An 11,819-nucleotide genomic window follows, 5' to 3' on the forward strand; every position below is an offset into this window, starting at 1 on the left:
TCCATCTATGAAACAGGGAAATGATAAAGCAAAAGGTCGGTTGGGCACGGGTGCCATGTATCATCTGATGATGCTTCCGGGAATTTTGTTTTTGCTGGTATTCAGCTATGTTCCGATGGTCGGTGTCATTACGGCGTTTCAGGATTATATACCAGCCAAGGGGATGTTTGGCTCCGAATTTGTAGGGCTGAAGCATTTTATTTATATGTTTAAGCTGCCGGACATCGCACAGGTTTTTAGTAATACGTTGGTGATTGCCATTGCCAAGATTCTATTGGGAACCATGATGGCTATCGTTTTTTCCATCTTGTTAAATGAGATCCGCATCAAATTCGTTAAAAAATCCGTACAGACAATTGTTTATCTGCCACACTTTCTATCCTGGGTAGTTCTAGCATCCGTGGTTGTTAACATGTTCAGTTTGGATGGGATTGTGAATCAAATTTTGGCTTTTTTCGGTCTGGAGAATATTAATTTTCTCGGCAGCAACACCTGGTTCCAGCCGTTGATTATTGGGACAGACGTGTGGAAGGAGTTCGGTTACAGTTCCATCGTCTATTTGGCTGCAATTACTTCGATTGATCCGGGTCTGTATGAAGCGGCAGGAATGGATGGAGCCAGCTGGTGGAGAAAAGTATGGCATATTACGTTGCCAGGTATGCTGCCTATTATCCTGCTCATGGGAGTGATGAGTCTAACCAATATTTTGAGTGCCGGCTTCGATCAAATTTATAATCTGTATAATCCGGTTGTCTATGAGTCGGGAGATATTCTGGATACTTATGTATATCGGATTGGACTCGTTGGGCGACAGTATAGCTTCGGTACGGCTGTTGGCCTGTTCAAGTCAGTGATCGGTATTGTTTTGCTATTGTCCGCCAACCATTTGGCCAAGAAATACACCGACCGAAAAATATTCTAAGGAGGCAAAGCCTATGCCGTATTCTGTAAGCCTAAAAGATCGAATTGGCCGGTTTGTCATCAATGCCATCGTCATATTGCTGGCATTGATCTGCCTTCTTCCGTTATGGAATATCGTTGCGATTTCATTCAGCAGCAGCGAGGCCGTGTCAGCTAATGCTGTAGGTCTCGTACCAGTCAATTTTACAACAGCAGCGTATACGAAAATTATCGATGATGCTCAGTTCTGGCGTTCCTTTGGCATATCTGTTCTACGTGTTGTGCTTACACTTATTCTCAACATGATTCTTATTATTTTAATGGCATACCCGCTCTCCAAGTCGAAAAGGGAATTTAGAGGCAGAAACATTTATATGAATGTCATGATTTTTGCCATGCTGTTCAGCGGCGGGATGATCCCGAGTTATCTACTGATCAAAAACCTCGATATGCTTAATACAATTTGGTCGCTTGTTCTGCCGGGTGCGGTCCCTATATTCAGTGTCATCCTTGTCATGAACTTCTTCTCCGCTGTACCTAAGGCGCTAGAAGAAGCAGCATTCATCGATGGGGCGAATCCGCTCCAGGTCCTGTTCAAAGTGTATGTTCCCGTGTCCATCCCTGCGCTGGCGACGGTAGCACTATTCAGTATCGTGGGAACGTGGAATGATTTCTTCAGCGGTTTGATCTATATGACCCAAGTCAGCAATTATCCGCTAATGACTTATATTCAGTCCCTTAACGTGGATATTGCGGAACTTCTTCAATCCGGCACCAACTCAGCACAACTCAGCAACCTGACTGAAATTTCAAACAAAAATCTAAATGCGGCCAAAATCGTAGTCGCTGTCATCCCGCTGCTGCTGATTTATCCGCTGCTTCAAAAATATTTTGTGACTGGAATTGTTGTAGGATCGGTAAAAGAGTAATTGTATGCTGTGACTTGATTGAGATAAAAACAGCTATTCGTGTATTGGAAGGGTTGTAATGAACAATGAAAAATAAAAATTGGTGGAAAGAAATCGTTGTATACCAGATATATCCACGTAGTTTTCAAGATAGTAATGGTGATGGAATCGGCGATTTGAAAGGAATTGTTTCCCGTCTAGACTATTTGCAGCAACTCGGTGTCGGAGCAATTTGGCTATCACCAGTTTGTAAATCCCCTCAGGATGATTTTGGTTATGATATTTCGGACTATCGGGATATCGATCCGATGTTCGGATCTTTGGATGATATGATGAGCATCCCTGGTTTCAAGAAGCAAAAAAAGTAAAGAAAATCCGTACCATGACTATTATGTCTGGAGAGATGGCATTGGAGAAATGCCACCAAACGACTTGGGTTCCATATGGGTGGTTCAGCTTGGGAATGGGTACCCGAGATAGGACAATATTATTTACATCTTTTTTCTGTAAAACAGCCGGATCTCAACTGGGAAAACCCAAAAGTCCGACAAGAGATTTACGAAATGATCAATTGGTGGATAAGCAAGGGTGTAGGCGGTTTTCGGCTTGACGTAATTGACTTAATCGGAAAAGAACCAGATTTGAAAATTACCAGCAACGGGCCGAATCTGCATAAGTATATCAGGGAACTCAGCAAGGAGACGTTTCAAAAAGCTGGAGATCTGCTGACGGTTGGAGAAACATAGGGCGCTACGCCAGAGAGCGCCAAATTGTATAGCAACCCGGACGGCAGTGAGTTTTCAATGGTATTTCAATTTGAACATATTAGATTAACAAGGCTTGAGCTACGAAAATATTGTGCATTATGGTATAAATGGATAATTTAGGGGAATGGGCGAAGTGATTACTAATATATCATTGAGCAAACGAGAAACGTTAGTTGAAAATAGCATGGAGCAGTTTGCCGGTTGGTTGCTGCTCCATTTTTGATAAACTAACGGGCAGTTATCTTCAATCAGTATAGACTCTATTTAAACCTATTATTTAACCCTCTATAGACTTCTCTCCAATAAGGCTCCAACTTGTTCAGCCATGATTTGTGGCGGATACGGCATTTCATTTCTAATCCACCATTCTATTACCCCTACATAAGCGGTACCAGCATATTGCAACATAACGTCTTCATTTAAATCCACATTTCTTCCACTTTCTCTATCAATCTCACCTCTGAATCCTCCCATAACATAATCAAGAAGACGAGTTCTAAAAGAGGGGGCTCCTTTACTGGCTAACATAGTCGAAAAAAATAAATAATTTTTCTCAAAATACTCAAAAAAAGGTACAAGTCCATTGCTCCAATCCAGCTTACATGCCCATTCATCCATTTCGCCTAATTCATTCATGTGTGATTCGATCAGTTTATCCAACAAATCATATTTGTCCTGATAATGAAGATAAATCGTACCACGGTTTACGTTTGCCTGGTCTGCAATGTCTTGAATGGTAATGTCATCGAAGTTTTTTACAGCCATCAGTTCAATAACGGCTTTTTTCAAGGATTCTTGCGTTTTTAGAATTCTCCGATCTACTTTTATCATTTAGTCTTTTCCCCCTGACCAACTCAAAATAATGAACACTTTTCGTGATGTTGTTGTTATTTCAACAAATTGCGCTTTTTTAACCATTGAACTTAGGCTTCTTTTTTATAATAATAGACGTGAGTTGATAAAACAACAAGTTTTGTTTATCCGCTCTTTGTGGTTCACTAATATTACCTAAAAGGAGAACTTAAATTTAGAAAGGAGGGATGTTCACTTGGTAGTTAATAAAAAAATGTGAATAATCATTACTAATTTCTAAAAAAGGACTAACAGATAAAATTGTATTCACTGGAGGTTATATATGATTAATGCTAATGCACGTGCTGTGTTCGGTCCGGAAGGTCCGTTCATACTAACTACAATTGAGCGCAGAGATCTTAAGCCGCATGATGTTCTCATTGAGATCAAGTATGCGGGTATTTGCCACTCTGACATCCATACCGCTCGTGGGGATTGGGGGCCAGTCCAATACCCTATCGTTCCAGGACATGAGATCGCCGGTGTTGTCGCCCAGGTTGGCTCGGAAGTCACAAAGTATACTGTTGGTGACCGAGTAGGAGTTGGCTGCATGGTTGATTCCTGTCGAGAGTGCGAGAGTTGCCGTAGAGGAGAGGAGCAATATTGTCTTAATGGACATACGGGTACCTACGCAGCTATCGACAGATATGGACAATATACACAAGGGGGTTATTCCACCCACATCGTCGTAACGGAAGATTTCGTGGTTCGAATTCCTGACGGCATTGATCTTGATGTCGCCGCTCCGCTTTTATGTGCTGGGATCACAACGTACTCTCCGCTGCGCCATTGGGGTGCTGCTTCCGGCAAGAAGGTAGCAGTTGTTGGACTTGGCGGACTCGGACACATGGCTGTGAAGCTCGCTCATGCTATGGAAGCAGAAGTAACGGTTTTATCTCAAACCTTGAAGAAAAAAGAAGATGGTTTGAAACTAGGAGCGGACCATTATTATGCCACCAGCGATGCAGAGACATTTAAGAAGCTGGCCGGCACGTTTGATCTCATCGTGAATACGGTGAGCGCGAAAATTGATTTGAATGCCTACCTATCACTGCTGGCAGTGGACGGTACCTTGGTTAATGTCGGTGCGCCGCCGGAGGCATTGCCAGTTCAAGTATTCTCTCTTATCCCGCATCGTCGGTCGTTTGCTGGATCGGCAATCGGCGGTATTCGGGAAACACAGGAAATGCTTGATTTCTGCGCTGAACACCACATTACGCCTGAGATCGAGGTTATCTCCGCTAATCAGATTGATGAGGCATGGGAACGCGTACTTGCTTCGGATGTCCGGTATCGATTTGTCATTGATATCAGCACAATGGGGAACGAATAGGGATTCATTGCAGCAAAAAAATATCAAGGGCACGCCGGGTGGTGTGCCCTTGAGTTGGATAAGGAAAAGACATATCTTCCGAAATTTATCTAAGACCCTTTGTATATCGGAGGGGTATACTGTCACAGGGTAATAAAACGACAAAACCTAAAGCAAATGCGTTGGCTTAAAGAATGTGCATTTAATCAATCATAGGAGTTAAAGGAATGAAATATAAGACCCAAAAAAATTCTCTCGGTTTTGCTCTAATATTGGCCACATTCTCGGCGCTGGGGCCGTTTACCGTCGATATGTATCTTGCATCACTTCCGCAAATCGCTGTTTTTTTTGGAACAAGTGCAACTGCCGTTCAAGCGAGTTTAACCACTAGCCTGTTAGGATTAGGGTTAGGACAGTTGATAATGGGGCCGTTAAGCGACATTTATGGAAGACGCCGGCCTTTGTTGATTTCCATGATATTATTTATCCTTTCCTCGATTGGATGCGCTTTTGCACCAAGCATAGAATGGTTTATATTTTTAAGATTTATTCAAGGGGGTGCTGCGTCCGCCGGACTCGTTATTTCGCGCGCTATTGTTCGAGATCGGTTTAGTGGGATTGAAATGACTAAGTTTATATCGTTGCTAACGATGATAAGCAATGTCGCTCCGTTAATTTCCCCTACGGCCGGAAGTACGGTCATGTCATACAGCTCTTGGTTAGGTATATTTATATTTTTAGGGGTGCTAGGTATAGGATTAACTGGGATAACCATATGGGGGTTAAAGGAAAGCTTACCTGTACAGCAACGTGCTCCAAGTAGTCTCCGTTCGTTGATGAAGAATTATAACAGCTTGTTCCGAAAGCGGTCTTTTATGGGATATGCTCTCGTCAATGGCATATTGTTCGCAGGTGTTTTTGCCTATGTTGCAGGTACCCCATTTATTTACCAAAACATATACGGTGTGTCGCCGCAACTGTTTTCGATCCTGTTTGCGTTGAATGGCCTTGCTATTGTCTTGGGAGCTCAATTCGTCAAACTGCTTGCAGGCCGGGTAACGGAAAGTCGACTATTTTTGATCGGATTAATACTGTCATTTATATCTTCCGCTGCGGTTTTATTTATAGTACTAGTACATGGAGCATTATCAGCTATGTTTATTTCGATCTTCTTATTCGCCTTATCCATAGGGATCATTGGACCCATCTCTTTTACATTAGCAATGGAGTCGCAAGGGCATATTGCAGGGAGCGCTTCTGCCGTGCTCGGCACCTTACAATTCGCGTTAGGTGCCGTTACGTCTCCGCTTGTGGGAATTGCAGGCGAAAATTCCGCTATACCTTTTGGAATTATTATTTTTTCTACCAGTTTGTTATCTATAATTACCTATATCATTCTGGTTAAAGGGATAAAAAAATTATCCGTTTGATGTACTCCATATCAAAGGAGTATTGGCGACTCACTCTATGTACGCACCTACTACGAGCATAACTCCCATTGGTACTAGGCGACAATCAAGGAGGCACCGCGCGAAACCAACACCTAATGTACATCAATAAAGTCGCTCATTGGACTATTTTTAAAAAAAGAAAGGGAGGAACCACGAAATGGCTTATACTAAAATTAGAAATAGAGGTAAATGTATGAATCGAATTGAAAAGAATCAAGTGACGTATAAAAAGCTATTTGGCGATGGAGTGCCAGCGGCATACGCTACTAATCCTGATTTTCAGGACATTCTGAGCCGCTTCATTTTTGGGGAAGTTTTTTATCAAGGTGAATTGGACGATAAACAACGTGAGCTTATTACTCTGGTGGTGCTTGCAACGAACCAAACGTTGCCACAGCTCAAGGCCCATACTCAGGCTGCACTGAACGTTGGGCTGACACCGTTAGAAATCAAAGAGGCCATTTACCAATGTGCGCCTTATTTAGGATTCCCCAAAACGCTAAATGCCATCGCGGAGATTAATGAAGTTTTCAAGGCCCAAAATATAGTATTACCTCTCGAATGCCAAAAGCAGGTTGAAGAAGAGAATCGGTTAGATAAAGGGCTTGCAGTGCAGGTAGAGATTTTTGGCGATATCATTGAAAAAAATAGGGATAATGCTCCATCAAATCAAAAGCATATACAGGACTATCTTTCTGCCTTCTGTTTTGGCGACTTCTATACTCGTGGAGGTCTTGATCTGAAGACACGGGAGCTGCTGACCCTCTGTATCTTAAGCAGCCTGGGCGGTTGTGAAAGTCAAGTCAAGGCACATGTGCGGGGCAATCTGAATGTGGGCAATGACAAGGATATGATGATCACTGCCATCACTCACTGCCTTCCATATATGGGTTTTCCGAGAACATTAAACGCTTTAAGTTGCTTAAATGAAATCATTCCGGAATAGCTGGAGAGAATTTAGTGAAGAAACCGATTTCTCTATCCCTTGTTTTTTTGCTGATTCTTACCCTCATGGCATGTGGCGGTAATACCAATGGAGGAAAAACTGTGGCCAATCAAACAACTAATATAAAAATAAAATTGATATTTAACAACGAGGAAGTAATGGTAAGCATGTACGATAATCCGACCAGCCAAGATTTTTTACAGCGACTTCCAATGACTATAACCTTCGAGGATTATGCTGGAACCGAAAAAATCAGCAGGCTAGAGAAAAGATTGTCCATTGAAGCTGCGCCGTCAGGCATCGATCCTTCCGTTGGAGATTTTACTTATTATTCTCCTTGGGGCAATTTGGCTATATTTTATCAAGATTTTGGTTATTCAAGTGGACTTGTAAAGCTAGGTCATATTGAGGTCGGAGTTGAAAAGCTTGTAAAAATGAACGGCAGTTTCACGATGACGATTGAGCAAGCCCAATAGCGTTAATGATTCCTGAAAAGTAAGAAGTCGATAGCATCGTGTTGGATTATAATAAAAATATAAGAAAGTAGGGATAAAAAATGAAGAATGAGCACTTAAGCAATAGCACACTCTTCCCATTGGGTCAAAAAGTCGAAAAAAATTTTATCGGTGACGCATACTTACAAATGGTGTTTACCGATCCAGCACCACTCAATACAGCAATTGGGAATGTAACCTTTGCTCCCGGTGCCCGTAATAACTGGCACTCTCATCATGCAGGGCAAGTGTTGTTAGTTACTGGCGGTGAAGGGTGGTATCAAGAAGATGGAAAGCCAGCCCAATTACTCAAAACAGGCGACGTGGTAAACATTCCACCAAACGTAAAACATTGGCAAGGTGCTACGAAGGACAGCTGGTTTGTTCACTTAGCTCTTACACCTGGACAAACAGATTGGTTAGAACCCGTAATGGATGAAGATTATACTAAACTTTAATAAATGAAGTAACACACAGAAACGGCAGACATCAATGCTGCCGTTTCTATTGAAGCTTCTCATAAACCAAGAACCCTCGGTTTCTAGTCTGCGGATATTCATCAAACGAATATGAGGTCAGGGAATATTTGAAGCTAGTACTGAGTGATTGGAGACAGTATTATGCAAACGATTGATCAACAAATGCTTACTGGAGAACGAGCACTTTTCAAAAGAAGCAATCTAACTATTACCAATTCTATTTTTGCAGATGGCGAGTCCCCACTGAAGGAAAGCAACGATATTACTATCGATAATAGCATTTTCAAATGGAAGTATCCCTTATGGTATTGCAATAATATTCGTGTTAGTAGCAGCACTTTCCTTGAAATGGCCCGATCAGGAATATGGTATACACATCAAATTGCCATCAGTGACAGCGTAATAGAGGCACCAAAGATATTTCGGCGTTCGAGCGGGATCCGACTGACAAATGTCGATCTACCCAACGCGCAAGAAACCTTATGGAATTGCGCAGATATTCACTTGAATCATGTAACCGCAAAAGGCGATTATTTTGGAATGAATAGCGCAAATATCACCATCGACGATTTCACATTGGCAGGGAACTACGCATTCGACGGAGCAAAGAATATGGAGATTCGCAATGCAAAGCTTATTTCAAAGGACGCTTTCTGGAATTGTGAGAATATCACCGTGTATGATTCATTGATCATCGGAGAATATTTAGGCTGGAATTCGAAGAACATCACGTTTATCAACTGCACCATCGAAAGCAATCAGGGAATGTGCTACATGGACCGTCTCGTGATCGAGAACGGAACGATTCTGAATACCGACTTGGCATTCGAATATTCAACCATTGAGGTGGAAACCAAGACCTCGATTGATAGCGTGAAGAATCCAATCTCCGGAAAAATCAAAGCGAAGGATATCGGCCAAATCATCATCAATGACAAAGAAATAAACGCTGCCTACACCCGATACGAGCTGGATAAAGCAGGTGATCGATTTGTCCTTTGATTTTGATAAAATGACGAATCGTTTGCTCACTAACTCTTATAAATGGGATGTTGGTCCGGGAGAGCTGCCGATGTGGGTAGCGGATATGGACTTTGAGACTTCGCCGGCTATAGTCGATGCTCTGCAAAAGAGATTAAACCACCGTATTTATGGATATACCTCGATACCAGATACTTACTATGATGCAGTTGCCCGATGGTGGGAAAAGAGACATCACTATCCGATCCAAAAAGAATGGATTATGTTTTGCACGGGTGTAGTGCCAGCGATATCATCGATCGTGCGCAAAATGACCAAAGCCGGCGACAAAGTTCTTATGTTTGCGCCTGTCTATAACATTTTCTACAACTCCATAAAGAACAATCAACGAGAAGTTCTCGTAAGTGATTTGGTTTACAAAGACAACCGATATTCGATTGATTTTGACGATGTGGAGAAGAAGCTAGCCGATCCTGACACAACGCTTATGATTTTCTGCAATCCGCATAACCCAATAGGCAAAGTGTGGGACACACAAGTTCTTGAGAAACTCGGCACGCTCTGCGTCAAGCATCAGGTCCTTATCCTTTCCGATGAAATTCATTGCGATCTAACACACCCAGGCCACCAATACATTCCATTCGCATCCGTATCGGAAGAGATCGCCCAAAATTGCATCACCTGCGTGGCATATCACAGATCCTTTGTGAAGAAGGCAGAATTATTAATATTTCCTCTGTAGCGGCTTTACGAGAGGAAGCTTCGGCCCTCATTATGGTGCTTCCAAGGCCGGATTGATTGGATTAACCAAATCTTCAGCCCGTGAGCTGGCAAAATACAATATTAGTGTGAAATGTAATCGCGCCGGGCCCGATCGCTTCGGAAATGACAGATTCATTAAATGACGCTGTGATGGAAGGGATTATCGGGAATACACCGCTGGGTCGCCTGGGTAAAAAATCCGAGGTTGGGGAGCTTGTGCTCCAACTTGCCAATCCAAAAATTGGTTATCTCACTGGACAAACCATTGTCATGGATGGATGACGCTATATGCAATAATCATATTCGCTTTTTGTTGTATACTACCAGTTTCCCATGTAAAGCATGCCTCCCAAAAGCGGTAACACAGCCCCATCTTCTTCTACGAAATCACACATAAGATTCATTCCATTATGGTACGTTCATATATTAGTCCATATAAAATGACAAAAATATCGGGATGTATACACTTAAATGGATACATTTATCCATATTCCACAAGATAATAATTCAACCAAGTATATTCACAAGACGGACACAGTGATTTGAAAGGAATTACACAAAAACTTGATGACTTAAACGATGGCAAACCCCATTCGGGGTGGATTTGGAGGTCAACTGCCTCTGGCTTATGCTCCTAATCCGTCTCCAAGTTACCATAAATATGATGTAACTGATTACTATCAGTATACCCGCTGTGTGGGAGTCTAAATGATTTTCGCACCTTGATGGAAGAAGCGGACCGAAAGGGAGTCAAGGTTTCATGGACCTTGTTATCAATCATTCAAGCAGCGAACATCCATGGTTCAAGGAGGCAGTAGCAACCTACAAAACAAATACCACTGCATATGGATGATATTACAGATTTGAATGAAAAGGGCTCGTAGGGTCAGATGTTTTTTCACGTTTAACCATGTTAAAATAATAGAATAATTGGAGACTTGGCATGGAGAGAAGGCAGGTTGAATCAATGAAACCAAAACTTAACGATGTTGCACAATTAGCTGGAGTTTCACCAACTACAGTTTCTCGCGTACTTAATAATCGTGGCTATATCAGTCAAGAAACGAAGGATCAAGTTCATAAAGCGATGCAGGAACTGAATTATTTACCAAATGATGTGGCTCGGTCATTATTTAGTAAACGAACAAATCTAATTGGATTAATCATTCCAACTACAAGCAACCCATTTTTCGGAGAGCTGACTTTTCATATAGAGAATATTTCTGCGTCATTAGGCTATAAGCTGTTGCTTTGTAACAGTTTGAATCAGCTGGATAAAGAAGAATCTTATGTGGATATGCTTATGCGAAATCAAGTTGACGGTATTATCGTTGGTACACACAACCGAGGTATCGTAAATTATGAACAGAAGAATATTGCCGTCATTGCGATCGATCACTTTCTATCCGATTCAATCCCAGTTGTAGGATCGGATAATTATTTGGGTGGAAAACTGGCGTCAGAACTGCTTATTGAAAAGGGGTGCAAGCATATCTTACACATCAATGGCCCTGTTGAATTGGAAACACCTGCAAGCTTGAGAAGAAAAGCATATGAAGATGTGATGGAGCAGTATGGTCGAAAGGCAATTACCTATGAAGTACATGATCCCTTCCACCAACAGAATCACGATGAACCGATTAAACGCTTGCTCGATGAACATCCTGAAGTAGATGGATTGTTTGCGAGTAATGACTTGGTGGCTGCGTCTTTTATTGCTAAAGCAAGAAGTAGAGGAAAACGTGTTCCTGAAGATATTCGCGTAATTGGATATGACGGAACAGAAACAACCCGCAATCTTCTCCCTGAATTAACGACAATTCAGCAACCAATACAGGAGATCGCGAGATCTTCCATAGAGTTACTTATTAAAGAAATTGAAGGTGGATTCAGTGATGTCCCGCGAGAAACCTATCTACCAGTGAAACTTATTGAAGCTAGTACAGCTTAATACAATTTCCATAGTT

At 42.0% G+C, this 11,819-nt stretch carries 14 protein-coding genes and 2 pseudogenes; 15 read left to right on the forward strand and 1 reads right to left on the reverse strand.

What is annotated here, in order from left to right; genetic code table 11:
- Positions 1-7 precede the first annotated feature (7 nt).
- The 3 genes and pseudogenes from WA407_RS22305 to WA407_RS22315 all read left to right on the forward strand — a co-directional run.
- Positions 8-922, forward strand: a complete 915-nt coding sequence (locus WA407_RS22305; protein ID WP_336078394.1) for an ABC transporter permease — start codon at positions 8-10, stop codon at positions 920-922.
- A gap of 13 nt (positions 923-935) precedes the next feature.
- A complete protein-coding gene (locus WA407_RS22310; protein ID WP_336078395.1) occupies positions 936-1,829 on the forward strand; it encodes a carbohydrate ABC transporter permease in 894 nt (297 codons plus the stop codon).
- A 65-nt stretch (positions 1,830-1,894) separates the two neighbouring features.
- A pseudogene (locus WA407_RS22315) lies at positions 1,895-2,653 on the forward strand (alpha-amylase family glycosyl hydrolase); the annotation flags it as partial.
- Between the two features lie 207 nt (positions 2,654-2,860).
- On the opposite strand, the gene WA407_RS22320 reads toward WA407_RS22315, so the two are convergent.
- Complete coding sequence (locus WA407_RS22320; RefSeq protein ID WP_165179876.1) at positions 2,861-3,406, reverse strand: TetR/AcrR family transcriptional regulator; 546 nt, start codon at positions 3,404-3,406, stop codon at positions 2,861-2,863.
- Positions 3,407-3,710: 304 nt separating this feature from the next.
- Here WA407_RS22320 and WA407_RS22325 point away from each other — a divergent pair, with 304 nt between their 5' ends.
- The 12 genes and pseudogenes from WA407_RS22325 (at position 3,711) to WA407_RS22375 (ending at position 11,803) form a co-directional block, all read left to right on the forward strand.
- Entirely contained in the window at positions 3,711-4,760 is a 1,050-nt protein-coding gene (locus WA407_RS22325; protein ID WP_235309820.1) for an NAD(P)-dependent alcohol dehydrogenase, read from the forward strand.
- Positions 4,761-4,966: 206 nt separating this feature from the next.
- Positions 4,967-6,169, forward strand: a complete 1,203-nt coding sequence (locus tag WA407_RS22330) for a multidrug effflux MFS transporter (protein WP_336078396.1) — start codon at positions 4,967-4,969, stop codon at positions 6,167-6,169.
- Between the two features lie 178 nt (positions 6,170-6,347).
- The gene (locus tag WA407_RS22335) at positions 6,348-7,136 is read left to right on the forward strand and encodes a carboxymuconolactone decarboxylase family protein (RefSeq protein WP_336078397.1); all 789 of its coding nucleotides are present in this window, start codon (positions 6,348-6,350) and stop codon (positions 7,134-7,136) included.
- Between the two features lie 14 nt (positions 7,137-7,150).
- Complete coding sequence (locus tag WA407_RS22340) at positions 7,151-7,612, forward strand: cyclophilin-like fold protein (RefSeq protein WP_336078398.1); 462 nt, start codon at positions 7,151-7,153, stop codon at positions 7,610-7,612.
- An 80-nt stretch (positions 7,613-7,692) separates the two neighbouring features.
- Positions 7,693-8,088, forward strand: a complete 396-nt coding sequence (locus tag WA407_RS22345) for a cupin domain-containing protein (RefSeq protein ID WP_336078399.1) — start codon at positions 7,693-7,695, stop codon at positions 8,086-8,088.
- Between the two features lie 162 nt (positions 8,089-8,250).
- Positions 8,251-9,111: a DUF3737 family protein gene (locus tag WA407_RS22350; RefSeq protein ID WP_336078400.1), complete on the forward strand. Its 861-nt coding sequence runs from the start codon at positions 8,251-8,253 to the stop codon at positions 9,109-9,111.
- Between the two features lie 10 nt (positions 9,112-9,121).
- Positions 9,122-9,832 carry a MalY/PatB family protein gene (locus WA407_RS22355; RefSeq protein WP_336078401.1) on the forward strand — a complete coding sequence of 237 codons (711 nt, stop codon included), beginning with the start codon at positions 9,122-9,124 and terminating at the stop codon, positions 9,830-9,832.
- A 13-nt stretch (positions 9,833-9,845) separates the two neighbouring features.
- Positions 9,846-9,995 (forward strand): annotated as a pseudogene (locus WA407_RS26805) (SDR family NAD(P)-dependent oxidoreductase); the annotation flags it as partial.
- A complete protein-coding gene (locus tag WA407_RS22360) occupies positions 9,949-10,134 on the forward strand; it encodes an SDR family oxidoreductase (RefSeq protein WP_336078425.1) in 186 nt (61 codons plus the stop codon). The pseudogene WA407_RS26805 and the gene WA407_RS22360, both read left to right, overlap by 47 nt.
- Before the next feature lie 297 nt (positions 10,135-10,431).
- Positions 10,432-10,560: a hypothetical protein gene (locus WA407_RS22365; protein ID WP_336078402.1), complete on the forward strand. Its 129-nt coding sequence runs from the start codon at positions 10,432-10,434 to the stop codon at positions 10,558-10,560.
- Between the two features lie 52 nt (positions 10,561-10,612).
- Positions 10,613-10,705: an alpha-amylase family glycosyl hydrolase gene (locus WA407_RS22370; RefSeq protein WP_254330374.1), complete on the forward strand. Its 93-nt coding sequence runs from the start codon at positions 10,613-10,615 to the stop codon at positions 10,703-10,705.
- A gap of 114 nt (positions 10,706-10,819) precedes the next feature.
- The gene (locus WA407_RS22375; RefSeq protein WP_061828412.1) at positions 10,820-11,803 is read left to right on the forward strand and encodes a LacI family DNA-binding transcriptional regulator; all 984 of its coding nucleotides are present in this window, start codon (positions 10,820-10,822) and stop codon (positions 11,801-11,803) included.
- The last annotated feature ends 16 nt before the right edge of the window (positions 11,804-11,819 follow it).

Origin of the sequence: Paenibacillus sp. 203, from assembly GCF_037027525.1 — a bacterium.
GTDB lineage: Bacteria > Bacillota > Bacilli > Paenibacillales > Paenibacillaceae > Paenibacillus > Paenibacillus polymyxa_B.

Bases quoted from the DNA above. Each gene is read 5' to 3' on its own strand.
- WA407_RS22305 (WP_336078394.1), top strand. From the start codon at position 8: ATGAAACAGGGAAATGATAAAGCAAAAGGTCGGTTGGGCACGGGTGCC.
- WA407_RS22310 (WP_336078395.1), top strand. From the start codon at position 936: ATGCCGTATTCTGTAAGCCTAAAAGATCGAATTGGCCGGTTTGTCATC.
- WA407_RS22320 (WP_165179876.1), bottom strand. From the start codon at position 3,406: ATGATAAAAGTAGATCGGAGAATTCTAAAAACGCAAGAATCCTTGAAA.
- WA407_RS22325 (WP_235309820.1), top strand. From the start codon at position 3,711: ATGATTAATGCTAATGCACGTGCTGTGTTCGGTCCGGAAGGTCCGTTC.
- WA407_RS22330 (WP_336078396.1), top strand. From the start codon at position 4,967: ATGAAATATAAGACCCAAAAAAATTCTCTCGGTTTTGCTCTAATATTG.
- WA407_RS22335 (WP_336078397.1), top strand. From the start codon at position 6,348: ATGGCTTATACTAAAATTAGAAATAGAGGTAAATGTATGAATCGAATT.
- WA407_RS22345 (WP_336078399.1), top strand. From the start codon at position 7,693: ATGAAGAATGAGCACTTAAGCAATAGCACACTCTTCCCATTGGGTCAA.
- WA407_RS22350 (WP_336078400.1), top strand. From the start codon at position 8,251: ATGCAAACGATTGATCAACAAATGCTTACTGGAGAACGAGCACTTTTC.
- WA407_RS22355 (WP_336078401.1), top strand. From the start codon at position 9,122: ATGACGAATCGTTTGCTCACTAACTCTTATAAATGGGATGTTGGTCCG.
- WA407_RS22365 (WP_336078402.1), top strand. From the start codon at position 10,432: ATGGCAAACCCCATTCGGGGTGGATTTGGAGGTCAACTGCCTCTGGCT.
- WA407_RS22370 (WP_254330374.1), top strand. From the start codon at position 10,613: ATGGACCTTGTTATCAATCATTCAAGCAGCGAACATCCATGGTTCAAG.
- WA407_RS22375 (WP_061828412.1), top strand. From the start codon at position 10,820: ATGAAACCAAAACTTAACGATGTTGCACAATTAGCTGGAGTTTCACCA.